The organism is Rhizobium sp. AG207R, assembly GCF_027109195.1.
Lineage (GTDB): Bacteria > Pseudomonadota > Alphaproteobacteria > Rhizobiales > Rhizobiaceae > Rhizobium > Rhizobium dioscoreae.
In genome coordinates, this window is record NZ_JAEPVT010000003.1 from 387757 (window position 1) to 405820 (window position 18064).

Genomic DNA, 18064 nt, shown 5'->3' on the forward strand with positions numbered 1-18064 from the left:
GAAATAAAACATGCAAACAGCATTCACCTGTTGTTGACATTTATATGCTAATGGCACATATATCTCAACTGTGAAAACCGGGCGTCCCGCGCATTCGATCGACCGCGCAACGTTTCGGCCAAGTTCGGATTTCCTGCCCCATGGACATGCAGACAAGCTTCACGCCGCTCGTGGCGGATCATAAGCGGCGGCTTATTCTTTTCCTGTTTCTGATGACCGCCATGTTCATGGCAACTCTGGATAACCAGATCGTCTCGACGGCACTGCCGACGATCGTCGGCGAATTCGGGCATCTGGAGCGCTTCGGCTGGATCGGATCAGCCTATCTTCTTTCGCTCTCCGCCGTCATGCCCGTCTACGGCAAGCTCGGCGATCTCTTCGGCCGCAAATATGTGATGATGACGGCGATCGCGATCTTCACGATCGGCTCCGCCGTCTGCGGCCTGGCCGTCTCGATGGATACGCTGATCGCCGCCCGCGTCCTTCAAGGCTTCGGCGGCGGCGGCATCATGGTCTCGATCTTCGCTGTCAACGCCGATCTTTTCGAGCCGCGGGAACGCGCTCGCTACCAGAGTTACTCGAGCCTGGTGCTCATGGCTTCCGGCGCCATCGGCCCGGTTCTCGGCGGCACGATGAGCGATCTCTTCGGCTGGCGTTCGATCTTCCTCGTCAACGTCCCGATCGGCTTTATCGTGCTGGCCGGCCTTGCTACCATGCTTCCCTATCGCAAACCGGCCCGACGCCCGAAGATCGACTATGCCGGCGCAATCGTTCTTGCGCTGACGACGACGAGCATCGTGCTTGCCGCCGACGGCAGCGAACTCTTCGGATCTCTGCTGTCGCCGCAGTGCCTCGGTATCATCGCCTTCGGCGTGATCTGCGCTATCGCCTGGGTCTTCATCGAGCGTCGCGCACCGGAGCCCATCGTGCCGATGACGTTGTTCCGTAACCCGACATTCGGCCTTCTGCTGATCATTTCGATCACAAGCGGCGCCGTGGCCATCGGCATGGTCAACTATTTTGCGCTCTTCCTGCAGACGACGACGGGCCTTTCGCCATCGATGGCCGGGCTGCTGTTCATTCTCCTGACCGGCGGCATCGTCTGCGGCTCACTATCGGCCGGCCGGCTAATTGCCGCGAGAGGGCGCTACAAGCCCTTCGCCGTCGCGAGTGCTGCCTGCAGCGCCATCGCGTTCGGCTCACTTGCCTTCCTGCCTGCCGGTACGCCCATCGTCATCATCGGCGGCCTGATGCTGCTGCACGGCATCGGCATCGGCCTTGCGCAGCAGGTGCCCGTCATCGGCGTGCAGAATGCAGCGGCTTCCCGTGACGTCGGCGCGGCAACGGGTGCCGTCACGCTCTCGCGCATGGGCGGCGCCTCCATCGCCATCTCCATCTACGGCGCCATCATCGCCGCCAAACTCGGCAATGTTGGTATCTCCATATCAGGCGTATCCGATATCGAGCAGCTGACGCCGAAGATGATGGCGGCTTTGCCGGAAGCAACCCGCGAGGCGGTCGCCAATGCCTATGCGAGCGCCTTCAGCCCGCTGTTCGTGACCGCCGCCGGCATCTGCCTTCTCGGCCTTTTGACCGCGCTGATGCTGAAGAACGTGCAGCTTCCGGGGGCGACGAAGAAATTCGAAAGCCCGGCGGTCGCGGAGGCTGCCGAGTAAATCCTCCATGCTGCAATCGGCAAGGGCATCATTTCCCTTGTCATCCCTTCGTCACAAGGCTAAATCTGCCGACGCTCTAACGGGGTGCCTTATGTCCTTCGGACATTTCGGCTGAGAGGCTTTCACCGGCCAACCCGCGGAACCTGATCCGGCTAACACCGGCGGAGGGATTAGACGCGTGACGAAATCATAGCGCCCTTTTCCCCTTCAAGACGAAACCAAAAAGGAGGCGCTGTCATGCAACACCGTTCGCTATTGTCATTCTTCGCAGGCCTGGCCTTTGCCGCCGGAACGTCGTTTTTTGCTGCCCAGACGGCCGAAGCAGCCGACAAGACGCTGACCATCTACACCTATGAAAGCTTCACCGCCGACTGGGGGCCGGGCGCCAAGGTCAAGGCCGCTTTCGAGAAGACCTGCGGCTGCACGGTCAATTATGTCGCCGTCACCGATGGCGTGGCGCTTCTCTCGCGTCTGAAGCTGGAAGGGACGGGCACCAAGGCCGATGTCGTTCTCGGCCTCGATACCAATCTCATCGATGAAGCGAAGGATACCGGCCTCTTCGATGCCAGCGGCGTCGACACCTCGGCCCTCAAGGTTCCCGGCGGTTTCAAGGACGATGTTTTCGTGCCCTACGACTACGGCCATTTCGCCGTGATCTATGACAGCCAGACGGTCAAGAATCCCCCCAAGAGCATGAAGGATCTCGTCGAAGGCGATCCCAATCAGAAGATCGTCATCGAGGACCCGCGCACCTCGACGCCGGGTCTCGGTCTGCTGCTCTGGGTCAAGTCGATTTACGGCGACAAGGCCGCCGATGCCTGGACAAAGCTCAAGGGCCGCATCCTGACTGTCACCCCCGGCTGGTCGGAAGCCTATGACCTCTTCACAAAGGGCGAAGCGCCGATGGTGCTCTCCTATACGACGTCGCCTGCCTATCATATGATCGAGGACAAGACCGACCGCTATCAGGCAGCCGACTTCTCGGAAGGGCATTACATCCAGATCGAGGTCGCCGGCCTCATCAAGTCCTCGCCGAACAAGGAGCTTGCGCGCGACTTCCTCAAATTCATGATCTCCACGGGCTTCCAGGACATCATCCCGACAAGCAATTGGATGATGCCGGTTTCAGCCACTTCGGAGCCGCTGCCGGACGCCTTCAACAAGCTCGTGGTGCCCTCGAAGACCTTCCTGATGAGCCCCGCCGATGTCGACAAGAACCGCAAGGCCTGGATCGACGAATGGCTGGCCGCCACCAGCGGCAACTGATGCCTTGACGACACTCACGGCACCAGAGCGAAGACGCGCCATTTCCGGCGGGGCAGTCAGCCTCGCCGGCATCGTGCTCTTCGTCGGGATCGCCGTGCTCGTTCTGCTCGCCGCCGGCATCGACTCCGGCGGTACCAATCCCCTGGCAGATCCCTACTTGCTGCGCGTCCTGCGCTTCACTCTGCTGCAGGCGGTACTCTCGACGCTGCTTTCCGTTGTGCTCGCCATTCCGGTCGCGCGCGCATTGGCGCGCCAGCCGCGCTTTCCCGGCCGCCTTTGGCTCATCCGGTTGATGGCCGTGCCGATGGGCCTGCCCGTACTGATCGGCGCGCTCGGCCTGCTCGGCATATGGGGCCGGCAAGGTCTGCTCAATCAGGCCCTCGCAACTCTCGGCCTGTCGCATCCTATCAGCATCTACGGTCTTGCCGGCATCCTGCTTGCACATGTCTTCTTCAACATGCCGCTCGCCAGCAGGCTGATGCTTGCCGGGCTGGAACGTGTTCCTGCGGAATATTGGCTTGTGGCCGGCGGACTCGGCATGCGGTCCGCCTCGGTCTTCCGCTTCATCGAATGGCCCATCCTGCGTGGCCTCATTCCCGGCATCGCCGGGCTGATCTTCATGCTCTGCGCCACTAGCTTCACACTGGTCCTGATCCTCGGCGGCGGTCCGGCTGCGACAACGCTTGAAGTGGCGATCTACCAAGCGCTGCGCTTCGATTTCGATCCCGGCCGCGCCGTCATGCTGTCGCTTCTGCAAATCGTCGTCACTCTCGTCATCCTCGGCGCCATGACATTGTTTCGTGCCCCTGACGATCATGGCCTCACCAGCGGCCGCGCCCTGCGGCGCATCGATGGGCAGGCGCCTGCCCGTCGATGGATCGATGCCGCTGTGTTGTCGGCGGCCACGCTCTTTCTCGGCCTGCCGCTCGCCTCGGTCGTCGTTACCGGCGTTGAGGCGAACCTCTTCAGGCTCGCCGGCCAGCCGATCTTTCTGCAGGCGGCTGCCACCAGCCTGGCGATTGCGCTCGTCGCCGGACTCCTGGCCGTCCTGACATCCTTTGGGATCATCCGAGCCCGAACGGTGATATCGGCGGATCGCCGCAAGACCTTCGGCCTCCGCGGCCTGGCAATCGTGCTGAGCGGAAGTTCTTCCCTCATCCTGCTGGTCCCACCCATCGTGCTGGCGACCGGCTGGTTTCTGGCACTCCGGCCCTTGGGCGACCCGAGCCGCTTTGCGGCCATTCTGATCGTCGTCATCAACGCGCTGATGGCGCTGCCCTTCGTCATCCGTGTCATCGAGCCAGCCTATGCGGTCCATGTCCGTCGCACCGAACGTCTGGCGGCAAGCCTCGGCCTTCACGGCATTTCCCGCCTTCGCCTCATCGATTGGCCCGGCCTGCGCAAGCCGCTCTTCACGGCACTTTCCTTCGCCATGGCGCTGTCGCTGGGCGATCTTGGCGCGGTTGCCCTCTTCGGCTCGGACAGCCTGATGACCTTGCCCTGGCTGGTCTATAGCAAGCTCGGCAGCTACCGCACCAATGATGCCGATGGATATGCCTTGATCCTTGGCCTGGTATGTCTTCTCCTGACCATTGCCGGCACGGCCGGCCAGGGTGCACGCGATGACGAAAGCAGACGACATGGCTGACGGCCGCGACATGAAGGAACAGGGCATTGCCATGGCCGGTGTCGAGCTGCGCCTCGGCACCCATGATTTCCGCTTCGACTGTGATTTGCCACAGGGCAAGATCATCGCCGTCGCCGGCCCGTCGGGATCAGGAAAATCGACCTTCCTCAATTTGCTAGCCGGCTTCGAACCGCCGGATCGAGGCCGCGTTCTGCTTGCCGGACAGGACGTAACCGGCCTGCATCCCGCTGAACGGCCCGTGTCGCTCGTCTTCCAGGACAACAACCTCTTTGCTCATCTCGACCTCTTCACCAATATCGGTCTCGGCATCAGCCCGTCATTGAAGCTTTCGAAGGAGGACGGGGAAAGGGTTTCGCAAGCCCTGGCGCGCGTCGGCTTGCCCGGCTTCGAGACGCGCAAGCCGGGGACACTCTCCGGCGGCGAACGCCAGCGCGCCGCCTTCGCGCGGGCGCTCGTGCGCGACAAGCCGATCCTTTTGCTCGACGAACCCTTCGCCGCCCTCGATCCCGGCCTGCGCTCCGGCATGGTCGAACTCCTGAAAACCCTGCATCGCGAAACCGGCAATACGGTGCTGATCGTCTCGCATGATCCGGCCGAAGTGCGGCGCCTTGCCGACCACGCCGTCTTCATCGATGGCGGCGCCATCAAGCTCGCCGCTCCCATCGGGACCTTCCTGGAGACGGACGGCATTCCGGCACTGACCACATTTCTGCAACATTGATTGCGTCGCAGCATCTTGCCGCCGGTTTTGCCTTAATTTCGTCGCGGCAAGCGGCTGAAAGTCCTGGGGAATGCTTGCTAAAATACAACGCCGCCACATTTAAACGGAGTCTCGCTATGCAACCGGTGCCAAAATCGGCTACAGCAAGGGGTGGAGACTGTCCGGGTAAATGCGGATCGATGGGGGCGGAAGTAACCTTTGTCGGCGCACGACGATGATCGGCCCGGTAAGGATCAACCGGATTTGGCGCCGAGCCGGCATGACAGCGAAATGAGTAGGATGCAGGTCCTGAAGCAGAGCAAGCGAGCACAACGAAGGATCGATGCGACCGTCGCAGCCCGTTTGCGCCGCTTTGTCCCCGTCCTTACGGCCGCGGCGATGTTGAACGGCTGCCAGACGGTGCTGGATCAATCCTACCAGCCGAGCGTTTCTCCCTCCGCCAATCCGCAGATCGTCTCCGAAGTCCAGAAGAACGACCCGCGCGCGCAGATGGGCGCTCGCGAGCATCCGCGCATCCTCGCAAGCTATGGCGGCGAATATAAGGACGCCAAGACCGAGCGGCTCGTCGCCCGCATCGCCGGCGCCTTGACCAGCGTGTCGGAAAATCCGCAGCAGTCCTACCGCATCACCATTCTCAACTCTCCCTCGATCAACGCCTTCGCGCTGCCGGGCGGCTATCTCTATGTCACGCGCGGCCTGTTGGCGCTCGCCAACGACGCTTCAGAAGTCGCTGCCGTGCTGGCGCATGAAATGGCGCACGTCACCGCCAACCACGGCATCGAAAGGCAGAAGCGCGAGGAGGCCGAAGTCATCGCTAGCCGCGTCGTTTCGGAAGTCCTGTCGAGCGATCTGGCCGGCAAGCAGGCGCTTGCCCGCGGCAAGCTGCGCCTTGCCGCCTTCTCGCGCCAGCAGGAGCTGCAGGCCGACGAGATCGGCATCCGCACGCTCGGCCAAGCCGGCTATGATCCTTATGCCGCCGCTCGGTTCCTGAACGCGATGGAAGACTACAGCCGCTTCATGTCGGCCAATTCCGACGTCGACCAGAGCCTGGACTTCCTTTCGAGCCACCCGAGCACGCCGCAGCGGATCGATCTTGCCAAGGCGCATGCCCGCGAATTCGGCGAGGAAGGCAAGGTCGGCGACATCGGCCGCGATTATTACCTGAACGGCATCGATGGGCTGCTCTATGGCGACAGCCCCGAGGAAGGCTATGTGCGCGGCCAGACCTTCCTGCATGGCGGCCTCGGCATCCGCTTCGACGTGCCGCCCGACTTCCGCATCGACAACAAGGTTGAAGCCGTCATGGCGACTGGCCCGGGCGATATCGCCATCCGTTTCGATGGCGTTGCCGATACCCAAAACCAGAATCTGACGAACTATATTTCCAGCGGCTGGGTCACGGGCCTCGATCCCAATTCGATTCAGTCGATCACCGTTAATGGCATGCCGGCCGCGACAGCGCGCGCCTCCGCCGATCGCTGGGATTTCGATGTCACGGTGATCCGCGATCGCACGCAAATCTTCCGTTTCCTGACGGCAGTGCCGAAAGGAAATATCGCCCAGCTCGATCAGACCGCAAATGTCCTGCGCGCGAGCTTCCGGCATATGACGCCGGAGGAGGCGGCCTCGCTGAAGCCGCTGCGCGTGCGTGTCGTCACCGTCAAGCCTGGCGACACCATCACCACGCTCGCTGCCCGCATGATGGGCACCGATCGCAAGCTCGACCTGTTCAAACTGATCAATGCCCTACCAACCGGGGCGACGATTGCGCCGGGCGATAGGGTCAAAATTATCTCGGAATAGATCGCTCCCAGCCGGGAGAAGATCTGCCTCAGGCGTAGCTTGCCATGCGCGGGTCCGCATCGACAAGCGCATTGCGGAGCTTGTCCAGGGCGCGGCTTTCGATCTGCCGCACGCGCTCCTTGGAAATACCGAGATCGGCCCCGAGTTCTTCCAGCGTTGCGCCATCTTCGACAAGACGACGCGCCCGGATGATCTTCATCTCGCGCTCGTTGAGATGCTTCAGAGCCGATGCCAGCCAGATGCGACGGCGTTCGCCATCGATCATGTCGGAGACCTGCTCGTCGGGAAGCGGTTCGTCGCTGATGAGAAAATCAATGCGTTCGGCGCTTTCGGAATCGCCGGCGATCGAAGGCGCCTGCAGCGAGGTGTCGCTACTGGAAAGGCGCGCATCCATCGTCTGCACGTCGGCGAGGCTGACGCCAAGCGTGACGGCGATTTCCTCGTGGATGGACTGGACGGTAACGCTGGAATTGCTGCGGGCAAGCTTGGCGCGCAAACGGCGCAGATTGAAGAACAGTGCCTTCTGGGCGGAACTCGTGCCGCCGCGTACGATCGACCAATTGCGCAGGATATAGTCCTGGATCGAAGCGCGGATCCACCAGCTTGCATAGGTAGAGAACCGAACCTCCCGTTCCGGTTCGAAGCGGGCTGCCGCTTCCAGCAAGCCGACATAGCCCTCCTGCACCAAATCGCTCATCGGCAATCCGAAATTACGAAATTTCCCCGCCATGGAAATGACGAGGCGCATATGGGCGGTTGCGATCTGATTGCGGGCACCACGATCCTCGTGATCCTTCCAGCGAATAGCGAGATCGTGTTCTTCGTCGCGATCGAGATAGGGAGCAGCCATCGCAACTTTGATCATGCGCCGATCTGCAGACATATTCGTCATATGCATCTCCTAGGTTCGGCCTCAAATCGTCTCTATGCCGCGGTCGACGAAAAGGGCAGCAAGCATCGCTTCCGAACATCGCTGTTCGGATGGAAATCAATGAATGAAATTGCGAATTGGAAACCGATATCCGGCTGGCCGGATTATCGATGACTAGTCTAGTTCGATCTCATCGAACGGGTCTGACGATTGAAGCATCTTCAGATCGCCGGGGAGCTTCGAGTGAAAACGCATAGGCCGGTCCTCGTGAATGTCTACAATACGGCCTGTATGGAACCCCCTCTCCACAGGAGAGTACCCACACCGACCGCCAACACGAGGCTTAAACGCGGCAGAACGGAAAAGGTTCCAAAGAAAAAAACCCGGCACGAAGGCCGGGTTTTTGAAGCAATGGTGGCGTCTTGGCCTTATGCGGCTTCGTCCTGCGAGTCGTCGTCGTCGACGACCTTGCCGCGCTTCGGGCCCTTGTTCAGATTGGTCTCGACAAGGCGAACGGCTTCGGTTTCCGACATCTTGTTGACGGCGGCGATTTCGCGCGCCATGCGATCAAGAGCAGCTTCGTAAAGCTGGCGCTCCGAATAAGATTGCTCCGGCTGGTTCTCGGCACGATAGAGATCGCGAACGACCTCCGCAATCGAGATCAGATCGCCGGAATTGATCTTGGCATCGTATTCCTGCGCGCGGCGCGACCACATGGTGCGCTTTACGCGGGCCTTGCCCTGCACGACCTTCAATGCACGCTCGACGAAATCCGTCTCGGAAAGCTTGCGCATGCCGATGCTCATGGCCTTGGCCACCGGCACCTTCAGGCGCATCTTGTCTTTCTCGAAGTCGATTACGAACAGCTCGAGCTTCATGCCTGCGACTTCTTGTTCTTCGATCGCAGTGATCGTACCGACGCCATGGGCCGGATAAACGATCGCTTCACCAGTCTTGAAGCCGTGGCGTGCTGCTGAAGGTTTTTTCTGCTGGGTCGTCATTCTTTTCAAAAACTCCCTGTTACGCGCCCCGTTAGGGCCGGGGTGCCGGGTCAGTCAGGCCCGGATGAGACGGACGTACCGTCGGGTCACTTCATCCTGGTCCAGCCAGACTTATGCAAACAGAAACCCATCCATCGCGATCCGGGACCCGACAACACAATACGTTGATATGTCAAGGAAACCGCGTACGGATTGGTGATTTGCTTTCGTGATGGTTTTGGGCATGCGAAATGCCGCGGTGGATCAGTGTGAGGAACCTATCACAAAAATCTGAGGAAATCAATAATTTGCTGCACGCGCGCCAAAATGGCCACGTTGACCGACCAGCGGCCCAACGGCAATGATTCGCTTTCTGCGATATCGACTACACCTTTATCGACGGCCTGTCACGACCTTCGATCAGTCGCCCGCGCCGGGGTTGGCCGAGAAATATTTCTCGAATTTACCCGGCTCGCCGTCCATTTCCTTGGCTTCCGGCATCGGGTCGCGCTTGACGGTGATGTTCGGCCAGATGGCGGCGTATTCCGCATTGACCTTCAGCCACTTGTCGAGACCCGGCTCCGTATCGGGCTTGATCGCCTCGGCAGGACATTCCGGCTCGCAGACACCGCAATCGATGCATTCGTCGGGATGGATGACGAGAAAGTTCTCGCCTTCGTAGAAGCAGTCGACGGGGCAGACTTCCACGCAGTCGGTATATTTGCAGCGGATGCAATTGTCGGTCACGACATATGTCATGAAGCACTCCAGGAATGTCTCTAGTTCCCGCGGATGCGCAACCTGGAACGTCGCACCTCTCCGCGGAGCCGAACGGGCACACGAATGCGTCACGCACAAACGCGCCGTCCGGCGGGTTACCGGCAGGTTGATCGTGAGGTATCCACTTTGCCAGCCAATTTCAAGGATAAACAATCTTGAAAACCGCCTGCGACAGGCAGAGTTTTCTAATCGTCGTCGGCGGTGAGGCGGTCGATTGCGCGCCGATCTCGTTTCGTGGGTCTGCCGCTGCCCGGTGCGCGCAACGCCTGCTCGAACGGGGTGAGACGTTTTGTCTCATCCGGCGGCGGCGTCAGATCTTCGTAAAGCAGCCTGGCTTCCTCGAATGGCCCCCTGCGTTCGCCGGACGCCCGCACGATCAACACAATATCGCGACGCTCCAGCGAGAGCTCGATCCGATCGCCTGCCTTGACGCCGAAGCTCGATTGGGCGATCCGCTCACCATTCACCCTGACACTGCCGTTTTGCACATAGAGCTGGGCCAGCGAACGGGATTTCACCATGCGGGCAAAGAACAGCCATTTGTCGATGCGCTGGCGCGAACCGGAAAATGGCTGTTTCTCGTCCGTCATGGCCTATTTCTTCATCTGCTCCTTGAGGGCAGCGAGCTTGGCGAAAGGAGAATCCGGATCGATCGGCTTTTCCTTGCGCGGCGGCTTGGCTTCGAAGCGCAGCGGCTGCGATGCGCCGCGATTGTTACGATCATTCCGGTCGCCACGTTCCTGACGATCGCCCCGTTCGCCACGGTTGCCCTGATGCTGCGGACGGCCGCCTTCGCGGTTGCCGCGCGGACCCTTGTCGCCGCCACGAGCTTCGCGATTGTCGCGTCCGTCGCGACGATCACGACCGCCTTCGCGATTGCCTTCACCGGCGGCTTGCTCGCCGCCGCCACGGCGATTGCCCTGGTGACCACGGCCCTCGCCCTGCTGGCCGCGACGATCGCCATGGCCCCGGCCACCCTGGCGCTGCTGATGGTCGTTGCGACCACCCAGACGCCAAAGCAGAACCGGCTTGGGCTCGGCTGCTTCCGCGGCAACGGCACCAGCTTCGGTAGCCTCGGCAGCCTCAGTAGCTACGGCAACCGGTTCAGCCGAGACATCCGCAGCCGGAGCTGCTTCCTGGGTAACAGCTTCCGTTTCCTTAGCCGGCTCTTCGGTCGCAGCGTCGGCATCATCATGATCGGCCTTCTCGGCTGCGGCTTCTTCAGCTGGTGCGGCGGGCGTTGCAGCCGCATCTTGCTGAGCGAGGAAGGCCGCAGCCTCCTCCGCCCTCACCGAATCGGCGCGATAACCGAGACCCTTGAGAATTTCCTCCATGTCCTCAAGCGTCGCGCCGAGAATGGAGAGCATCGCGGTCGTCGTCGTGAAGCGACGGCCGTCATAGGCGCCGTCGGGGCGCGAAGCCTGGCCAGGCTTCCACTGCAGGAGCGGACGAATGAGGTCCGCCAAGCGCTCCAGAATGTCGATACGCACCGCGCGCTTGCCGAGGAACCGGAAGCCTGCAAGCTTGTAGAATGTGCGCTCATATCCAGGATCGGTAACGACCGAGGTACGGCCGGCAGCTAGAACCGGAATCAGATCGCCATAGCCGGGCTTGTCCAGGCCGTCATTCTTCAGTGCCCAGAGCAGCGTAATGAGCTCGGCCGGAGCGGGTTTCAGAAGGGCGGGCACGAAAATATGGTAGGCGCCGAAGCGAACGCCGTAACGGCGCATCGAGGCACGCCCGTCCTGATCCAGCGACTTCACTTCTTCCGTAACGTCGCGGCGGAACAGAACGCCGAGATTCTCCACCAGCTGGAAGGCCAGTCCCTTGGCAAGGCCCTGCAGATCTTCGGCGCGCTGGAGATCGTCCAGCGGCTTCAGGACGGTGCTGATGTGGTGATTCACGAAGCGTTCAATACGAGCAGCGACATGATCGCGCGCATTGCCGGTCAGCTGCTCGTCGGCGAGCAGGATGACGCGCGGACGCATGACATGATCGCTGCCTGACAGGCGCGCGACGGGATCGCCGAGCCAGCGCACGAGGCCATCGGCACTGATCGCGAGATCGCCGTTGCCGGCCGCATGCAGACGTGCGGCACGTGCCTCGAATTCCAGCGCCAGCGCCTTTTGCGAGGCCGTCTGGACAGCCTTGGCATCAGGCCCTTCGGTCCCTGCGATAGGCGTGAACCGGAATCCGGTCAACTGTCCCACATGATGTCCCTCAACGAAGACATCTCCATTCACACTGATTTCAGCTTCCAGCATCGCATTCTCTCTCAGGCGCTTCATGAGCACAGATGTCCTGCGATCAACAAAGCGTTTCGTCAACCTCTCATGTAACGCGTCGGACAATCGATCTTCGATTTCCCGCGTCTTTTCTTGCCAGTGTGTCGGATCGGCAAGCCAGCCGGGCCGGTTCGACACATAGGTCCAAGTCCTTATCTGCGCGATTCGCGCCGAAAGCGTGTCGATCTCGCCGTCCGTCCGATCGGCGCGATGCACCTGTTCGGCCAGAAAATCCTCTTTCACCGTGCCATAGCGCACGAGATCGGAAAAGAGGGCGGCAATGAGATCGGCGTGCTGGGCAGGCGTGATGCGCCGATAGTCGGGAAGCGCACAGGCCTCCCACAATTTCTCAACCCGAGCCGGGTTGCTGGCAAGATCGACTATCTCCAGATCGCGTGACAGATATTCCAACGCCTGCTGGTCTACCGCAGGCAGCGCCCGCGTCAAGCCCTGCACGCGAGGCGCGTCTTCCAAACTTGCACGCAACGCCGCGATCGAAGCGAAATCCAGATCCTTGCTGCGCCATTGCAGCACCTTGACCATATCGAATTCGTGTCCCTCGATCCGGCGCACCAGCTCGTCATCGAACGGGTCCACCTGCCCCGTCACCCCGAAAGTGCCGTCCTTGAGGTGACGGCCGGCACGACCTGCGATCTGGCCAAGCTCGGCCGGATTGAGGTTGCGGAACTGATAGCCGTCGAACTTGCGGTCCTGGGCGAAGGCGACATGATCGACATCGAGGTTGAGCCCCATGCCGATCGCATCTGTCGCAACCAGATATTCGACATCACCTTCCTGATAGAGGGCCACCTGCGCATTGCGGGTACGTGGACTGAGCGCCCCGAGAACGACGGCCGCGCCACCGCGCTGGCGGCGGATAAGCTCGGCGATCGCATAGACCTCGTCGGCGGAAAAGGCGACGATCGCCGTGCGCTGCGGCAGGCGCGTGATCTTCTTCTGCCCGGCGTAGAAGAGATGCGACAGCCTGGGCCGTTCGAGAACGGTAATTCCTGGCAGAAGCTGTTCGAGAATCGGCCGCATGGTGCCGGCACCAAGCAGCAGGGTTTCATCGCGGCCGCGCAGATGCAGGATACGGTCGGTGAAGATATGCCCGCGCTCTAGGTCACCGGCAAGCTGCACCTCGTCAATGGCGACGAAGGAAGCGCGCGTCTCGCGCGGCATGGCCTCGACGGTGCAGACCGAATAGCGCGCATTGGGTGGCGATATTTTTTCCTCGCCGGTCACGAGCGCGACATTGTGTGCCCCGACCTTTTCGACGACGCGCGTATAGACCTCGCGGGCAAGCAGCCGCAGCGGCAGGCCGATCACGCCGCTGCCGTGTGCCACCATGCGCTCGATAGCATAATGGGTTTTGCCGGTATTGGTTGGTCCGAGCACCGCGGTTACGCCGCGTCCGCTCAGGATCATGGGCTGCGAAGTCTGAGTCATAGGTCCGTGCATGGGCGAGAAACTACCGTCTTCCGATCAGCATGTTCCTCCTGGAGGAAACGAACAGATGACGACCATATGTGACAAAGGCAAGACCCGAATGAAAAAACAGATACGACAACAACCGATTTCATATTTGATCGCCTCAACCATAAGCTACATTTCGGCTGCATCCCATGCGAGTCCCGGCGATTCCGGAACAGCTTGAGAACGAATCGGAGACGAATCGCTGACTCCACTGAGTTCCTTATTTGTTCACGACTACATATGGATTTCAATGAAAAGATTCACACCAAATGCTGAATCTTGTTTACGTAACTTTTCCAGCGCAAAAGGAGTCAAGCGGAGAATGCTCAGCCAGCGAAATTTCCGATCGCATTATGGTTAATGGTCTGTAAATAATGAAGTTTCGCGTGAATCAAGGGATCGCGTTAACATCCGGGCCAAAGCCGGAACGAATCGGAGACGAATCGCGGATTCCAGGCGGTTCCGTTTCTGTTCTCCACAATATTTAGTGCTTCCCTGGCACGGACATACCGGACTCTGAATGGTTGAGACCCGAATTCCGGCCGAATCTGCGATTGTGATTAACCTTTTAACGAGCGCAGCTATAACGAATCAGCAAATACACGCAATAGCTGCAGCCATTAACACATCGATCAAAGCCGGAACGAATCGGTGACGAATCGCGGATAGAGGCAGGTATCGTATTCGTTCACGGCTACATATTGTATTTCGTCGGAACAGCATCGCGAAATAGCACTGCCATGAATAGACGAGCCTCCCACAAACCTGCAGCAAATTAACCAATCGGCCGGCGAAAGCACCATCTATGCGGTTCACCTGGGCTCCACTTCGCCCTTCCGGCACCTTGATGGCGTACCTGGAGGAGGCTCGCGGTTAGCCCAAGTCCAAATAGAGAACGAATCGCCGACGAATCACAGACATCGGGCCTTTCCCGTTTCGTTCACCGCAAGCCATTGTATTTTAATCATATTTTAACCATACAGACGGATCTCCCATCGCTCCGGCGACGGCGATATGACGTTGCCGCACTAACGTTTCCCTAAGCGCCCGGGCCCCCGCCTACTCGCATTTTTATTTCTTAGCCGGAACAATTATCGAGCACGCAAGTTTATCTGCACAGAATTGCGGAACTCAGCCTATTCCTGGATACGGATTTGAGCTGAAGCGCTGGAAGGATAACGTCGGATCGGAAGCGATATTGGCGGGACATTCAAGCGATCGACATGGAGGAGACACATCATGCTTGGTACGGTATTGCTTGTGATACTGATTCTGCTGCTGATCGGCGCACTACCCAGCTGGGGTTACAGCCGGGCGTGGGGGTATGGCCCATCGGGTGGTCTCGGGCTTGTTCTCGTTATTGTCCTTATTCTGTTATTGATGGGACGGATTTGATCCGCGGTTTGTTGTTCAAACCTCGCAACACTAGGGAGCTACACCATGAAGAAGATCATCCTCGCGATCGCCGTCCTCGGCGCATTGGCATCGTGCACGTCTACGGAAAAAGGCACGGCCATCGGAGCCGGTACCGGCGCGCTGATTGGCGGCGTAGCCACGCATAGCTGGGGTGGCGCCGCTGTCGGCGCAGTCGCTGGCGGTGTGGTCGGCAACCTCATCGGACGCTCGGAAGATCGTCGCGGATATTGCATCTACCGCGATCGGTATGGTCACCGTTACGAAGCTCGCTGCCGCTAAAGCCAGCATCGGCTGACCGATCACCCTTGATGGCCGGCCGGTCAGACCCGCTCTGGAACAAACTCACGGAACAACCGTTCCCTCAGGAAAATCGTCTTCCCGCGACATGAACCGCGGGAAGGTAGCAGTGTTTTGAGAAAGGAACCGCATCATGGCCGCAATCATCGCAAGCATTGCAGCACTGGTGCTCATCGGCACGACTTTCTACGCCCTCGCCAGCGCGGCAAGAGCACGCGGCAAGGAAAAGCAGCAGGTCGCACTTGAAGCCGTCGTTCTAGAATTCAAGCCACGGCAGCGACAGCAAGCAAATTCAAACCGGGGATGATTGCACGCCGGGACTGGGAACTCTTAATCCGCCCCTAGAGCCAGATGATTTTAGGTCGAGTCGGCCTAAAATCTGAATCCACTCTGGAATCTGAGAAGTAGGCGTGATGTCGTCCGAAAATCCCCTGATACTTTTCGGCATCTGGCTCCAAAACGGCCTGAAGCGGCTCAGCCTCCCGCAAGAGTTCCAAGCCGCTCCAATCTCATTGCCTTTACGCAGCTTCGCGCGGGAAAGCCCTGCGCTTCTTCTGGAATTGCTTATACGAAGAGCTGGCCGCCATTGGCAGATATGGTCGATCCCGTGATGAAACCGGCATCGTCGCTGGCGAGGAAAACCGCGATACGGGCGATTTCCTCAGGCTCGCCGAGGCGCCCAACGGGGATCTGCGGGATGATGCGCTCGTTCAGCACTTTCTCCGGCACCGCCAGCACCATCTCAGTACCGATATAGCCAGGGCAAATCGCGTTCACGGTAATGTTCTTGGCGGCCCCTTCTTGGGCAAGCGCCTTGGTGAAGCCGAGATCCCCTGCCTTGGCGGCGGAATAGTTCGCCTGGCCCATCTGCCCCTTCTGGCCGTTGATCGAAGAGATATTGATGACGCGGCCGAAGCTGCGGTCGCGCATGCCCTGCCAGACCTGATGCGTCATGTTGAAGAGGCCGGTGAGATTGGTGTTGATGACCTCATGCCACTGCTGCGGCGTCATCTTATGGAACATGGCGTCACGGGTGATGCCGGCATTGTTGACCAGGATGTCGACATGGCCCAGATCGTGCTCGACCTTGGCAATTCCCTTGCCGCACGCCTCATAGTCGGTGACATCCCATTTGTGGACCGAGATACCCGTCACATCGTGGAAAGCCCGGGCCTTCTCGTCATTGCCGGCATAGGTTGCCGCCACCTTGTAACCCGCATTGTGCAGCGCCATCGAAATGGCGGCTCCGATGCCGCGCGTACCGCCGGTTACCAATGCCACTCTGCTCATGTGCCACTCCCCTTTTTGTTGCGGAGGCGGGACGCCCGAAGCTCGGGTAGCCCGCTCCGCTTTCACCACTTCTTCTGGAAATACCCTTCAAGACGCCTCAGAGCATGGTGCCGAAAATGTCCCGCGGTTTTCGGACGACATCTTGCTCTACTTTTTTGATTTTAAAGCGCTTCGAAGCACATGGCGACGCCCATGCCGCCGCCGATGCACAGCGTGGCAAGCCCCTTGCGGGCGCCGCGGCGCTTCATTTCGAACAGCAGCGTATTGAGGACGCGTGCGCCCGAGGCGCCGATCGGGTGGCCGATGGCGATCGCGCCGCCATTGACGTTGACAATCGACGTATCCCAGCCGAGGTCCTTGTTGACGGCGCAGGCCTGGGCGGCAAACGCCTCGTTGGCCTCGACAAGATCAAGGTCGTTGACCGACCAACCGGCCTTCTCCAACGCCTTGCGGGAGGCCGGGATCGGCCCGGTCCCCATAATCTGCGGGTCGACACCGGCTGTCGCCCAGGAGACGATGCGGGCCAGCGGCTGGATACCGCGGCGCGAGGCTTCCGCCTCGGTCATCAGCACGGCCGCTGCGGCGCCGTCGTTGAGACCGGAAGCATTGCCTGCGGTGACGGAACCCTCTTTGTCGAAGGCCGGGCGCAGCTTCGCCATGGCCTCCATCGTCGCGCCATGGCGGATATACTCATCGGCATCGACCGTGACGTCGCCCTTGCGCGTCTGGATCGTGAAAGGGACGATCTCGTCCTTGAAGCGGCCGGCCTTCTGCGCAGCTTCGGCCTTGTTCTGCGAGGCAACGGCGAACTGATCCTGCTCATCGCGGGAAAGCTGCCATTGGCGGGCGATATTTTCCGCCGTAATGCCCATGTGATAGCCGTAGAAGGCGTCCGTCAGGCCATCCTTGATCATGGTATCGATCATTTTCATGTCGCCCATCTTGGTGCCGGAGCGCAGGTTCGCGGCATGCGGCGCCATCGACATGGATTCCTGGCCGCCAGCGACGATAATCTTCGCGTCACCCGTTGCAATCTGCTGCAGGCCGAGCGCCACGGCACGCAGGCCGGAACCGCAAAGCTGGTTCACGCCCCATGCGGTCGCTTCCTGCGGAATGCCGGCTTTCATCGCGGCCTGACGGGCCGGGTTTTGTCCTTCGCCAGCCTGAAGTACCTGGCCGAGGATCACTTCGTCGACTTCCTTGGCATCGACACCGGCGCGCTCCAGCGCACCCTTGATCGCGGCCGCGCCAAGTTCATGCGCCGGAACGGTCGCGAAAGCACCGTTGAACGAACCGACAGCGGTGCGGGCAGCGCTGGCGACGACGATGGATGAACTGCTCATGGAAGCCTCCTCACAGAATGGACACGTATATGAGGCGAAACTGTCAAAGCTTTGCTTCTGAGTCAAACAGCAAGAATTTTCATCGTGCGGATTTCACGAAGCTGTCACCGCGTTCAAAAAATCCAATCAAAGGAAAGGCCTTGCCGCATCGCACAAACCGATTGTCACCAAGCTTCTTTTGCGTCTACACTCCGGAGTGGAGGAATATTCCA

At 60.1% G+C, this 18064-nt stretch carries 15 protein-coding genes and 1 riboswitch; of the genes, 8 read left to right on the top strand and 7 right to left on the bottom strand.

What is annotated here, in order from left to right:
* The first annotated feature begins 140 nt into the window (after positions 1 to 140).
* The 5 genes from JJQ51_RS09345 to JJQ51_RS09365 all read left to right on the top strand — a co-directional run bounded on the left by JJQ51_RS09345 (position 141) and on the right by JJQ51_RS09365 (position 7114).
* Positions 141 to 1676: an MDR family MFS transporter gene (locus JJQ51_RS09345; RefSeq protein ID WP_113389785.1), complete on the top strand. Its 1536-nt coding sequence runs from the start codon at positions 141 to 143 to the stop codon at positions 1674 to 1676.
* 70 nt (positions 1677 to 1746) lie between these two features.
* A riboswitch (TPP riboswitch) is annotated at positions 1747 to 1863 on the top strand.
* A 50-nt stretch (positions 1864 to 1913) separates the two neighbouring features.
* Positions 1914 to 2942, top strand: a complete 1029-nt coding sequence (gene thiB, locus JJQ51_RS09350; RefSeq protein WP_269244610.1) for a thiamine ABC transporter substrate binding subunit — start codon at positions 1914 to 1916, stop codon at positions 2940 to 2942.
* Between the two features lie 4 nt (positions 2943 to 2946).
* Positions 2947 to 4590 carry a thiamine/thiamine pyrophosphate ABC transporter permease ThiP gene (thiP, locus tag JJQ51_RS09355; protein WP_269244611.1) on the top strand — a complete coding sequence of 548 codons (1644 nt, stop codon included), beginning with the start codon at positions 2947 to 2949 and terminating at the stop codon, positions 4588 to 4590.
* The gene (locus tag JJQ51_RS09360; protein WP_113352720.1) at positions 4583 to 5311 is read left to right on the top strand and encodes a thiamine ABC transporter ATP-binding protein; all 729 of its coding nucleotides are present in this window, start codon (positions 4583 to 4585) and stop codon (positions 5309 to 5311) included. The genes thiP and JJQ51_RS09360 overlap by 8 nt, the downstream gene beginning before the upstream one ends.
* A 378-nt stretch (positions 5312 to 5689) precedes the next feature.
* The gene (locus tag JJQ51_RS09365; RefSeq protein WP_246661196.1) at positions 5690 to 7114 is read left to right on the top strand and encodes a M48 family metalloprotease; all 1425 of its coding nucleotides are present in this window, start codon (positions 5690 to 5692) and stop codon (positions 7112 to 7114) included.
* 28 nt (positions 7115 to 7142) lie between these two features.
* On the opposite strand, the gene JJQ51_RS09370 is transcribed toward JJQ51_RS09365, so the two are convergent.
* The 5 genes from JJQ51_RS09370 to JJQ51_RS09390 all read right to left on the bottom strand — a co-directional run bounded on the left by JJQ51_RS09370 (position 7143) and on the right by JJQ51_RS09390 (position 13479).
* On the bottom strand, positions 7143 to 8006 hold the full coding sequence (locus JJQ51_RS09370; RefSeq protein WP_113352721.1) for an RNA polymerase factor sigma-32: 864 nt from the start codon (positions 8004 to 8006) through the stop codon (positions 7143 to 7145).
* Positions 8007 to 8413: 407 nt separating this feature from the next.
* Positions 8414 to 8986, bottom strand: a complete 573-nt coding sequence (locus tag JJQ51_RS09375; RefSeq protein ID WP_069611538.1) for a CarD family transcriptional regulator — start codon at positions 8984 to 8986, stop codon at positions 8414 to 8416.
* Between the two features lie 399 nt (positions 8987 to 9385).
* Entirely contained in the window at positions 9386 to 9724 is a 339-nt protein-coding gene (fdxA, locus tag JJQ51_RS09380; RefSeq protein ID WP_269244612.1) for a ferredoxin FdxA, read from the bottom strand.
* 206 nt (positions 9725 to 9930) lie between these two features.
* Positions 9931 to 10335 carry an RNA-binding S4 domain-containing protein gene (locus JJQ51_RS09385; RefSeq protein ID WP_113389779.1) on the bottom strand — a complete coding sequence of 135 codons (405 nt, stop codon included), beginning with the start codon at positions 10333 to 10335 and terminating at the stop codon, positions 9931 to 9933.
* A 3-nt stretch (positions 10336 to 10338) separates the two neighbouring features.
* Positions 10339 to 13479, bottom strand: a complete 3141-nt coding sequence (locus tag JJQ51_RS09390; protein ID WP_269244613.1) for a helicase-related protein — start codon at positions 13477 to 13479, stop codon at positions 10339 to 10341.
* A 1266-nt stretch (positions 13480 to 14745) separates the two neighbouring features.
* On the opposite strand from JJQ51_RS09390, the gene JJQ51_RS09395 reads away from it, so the two are divergent.
* The 3 genes from JJQ51_RS09395 (at position 14746) to JJQ51_RS09405 (ending at position 15526) form a co-directional block, all read left to right on the top strand.
* Entirely contained in the window at positions 14746 to 14901 is a 156-nt protein-coding gene (locus JJQ51_RS09395) for a DUF3309 family protein (protein ID WP_075853478.1), read from the top strand.
* A gap of 45 nt (positions 14902 to 14946) precedes the next feature.
* Complete coding sequence (locus tag JJQ51_RS09400) at positions 14947 to 15201, top strand: YMGG-like glycine zipper-containing protein (RefSeq protein WP_113389778.1); 255 nt, start codon at positions 14947 to 14949, stop codon at positions 15199 to 15201.
* A gap of 151 nt (positions 15202 to 15352) precedes the next feature.
* Complete coding sequence (locus JJQ51_RS09405) at positions 15353 to 15526, top strand: hypothetical protein (protein ID WP_176727992.1); 174 nt, start codon at positions 15353 to 15355, stop codon at positions 15524 to 15526.
* A 257-nt stretch (positions 15527 to 15783) separates the two neighbouring features.
* Here the strand turns inward: JJQ51_RS09405 and JJQ51_RS09410 are convergent, their stop codons facing one another.
* Both JJQ51_RS09410 and JJQ51_RS09415 read right to left on the bottom strand, forming a co-directional pair.
* Positions 15784 to 16509, bottom strand: coding sequence for a beta-ketoacyl-ACP reductase (locus JJQ51_RS09410; RefSeq protein ID WP_069611533.1), 726 nt, complete (start codon positions 16507 to 16509; stop codon positions 15784 to 15786).
* A 161-nt stretch (positions 16510 to 16670) separates the two neighbouring features.
* The gene (locus JJQ51_RS09415) at positions 16671 to 17852 is read right to left on the bottom strand and encodes an acetyl-CoA C-acetyltransferase (protein WP_112724156.1); all 1182 of its coding nucleotides are present in this window, start codon (positions 17850 to 17852) and stop codon (positions 16671 to 16673) included.
* Between the last annotated feature and the right edge of the window lie 212 nt (positions 17853 to 18064).

What these genes read in the sequence shown, in the direction of transcription:
- fdxA (WP_269244612.1), bottom strand. Translation starts at nt 9,724, where the DNA reads ATGACATATGTCGTGACCGACAATTGCATCCGCTGCAAATATACCGAC.
- JJQ51_RS09345 (WP_113389785.1), top strand. Translation starts at nt 141, where the DNA reads ATGGACATGCAGACAAGCTTCACGCCGCTCGTGGCGGATCATAAGCGG.
- JJQ51_RS09400 (WP_113389778.1), top strand. Translation starts at nt 14,947, where the DNA reads ATGAAGAAGATCATCCTCGCGATCGCCGTCCTCGGCGCATTGGCATCG.
- JJQ51_RS09385 (WP_113389779.1), bottom strand. Translation starts at nt 10,335, where the DNA reads ATGACGGACGAGAAACAGCCATTTTCCGGTTCGCGCCAGCGCATCGAC.
- JJQ51_RS09375 (WP_069611538.1), bottom strand. Translation starts at nt 8,986, where the DNA reads ATGACGACCCAGCAGAAAAAACCTTCAGCAGCACGCCACGGCTTCAAG.
- JJQ51_RS09395 (WP_075853478.1), top strand. Translation starts at nt 14,746, where the DNA reads ATGCTTGGTACGGTATTGCTTGTGATACTGATTCTGCTGCTGATCGGC.
- JJQ51_RS09370 (WP_113352721.1), bottom strand. Translation starts at nt 8,006, where the DNA reads ATGACGAATATGTCTGCAGATCGGCGCATGATCAAAGTTGCGATGGCT.
- JJQ51_RS09365 (WP_246661196.1), top strand. Translation starts at nt 5,690, where the DNA reads ATGTTGAACGGCTGCCAGACGGTGCTGGATCAATCCTACCAGCCGAGC.
- JJQ51_RS09360 (WP_113352720.1), top strand. Translation starts at nt 4,583, where the DNA reads ATGGCTGACGGCCGCGACATGAAGGAACAGGGCATTGCCATGGCCGGT.
- JJQ51_RS09415 (WP_112724156.1), bottom strand. Translation starts at nt 17,852, where the DNA reads ATGAGCAGTTCATCCATCGTCGTCGCCAGCGCTGCCCGCACCGCTGTC.
- thiB (WP_269244610.1), top strand. Translation starts at nt 1,914, where the DNA reads ATGCAACACCGTTCGCTATTGTCATTCTTCGCAGGCCTGGCCTTTGCC.
- JJQ51_RS09410 (WP_069611533.1), bottom strand. Translation starts at nt 16,509, where the DNA reads ATGAGCAGAGTGGCATTGGTAACCGGCGGTACGCGCGGCATCGGAGCC.
- JJQ51_RS09390 (WP_269244613.1), bottom strand. Translation starts at nt 13,479, where the DNA reads ATGACTCAGACTTCGCAGCCCATGATCCTGAGCGGACGCGGCGTAACC.
- JJQ51_RS09405 (WP_176727992.1), top strand. Translation starts at nt 15,353, where the DNA reads ATGGCCGCAATCATCGCAAGCATTGCAGCACTGGTGCTCATCGGCACG.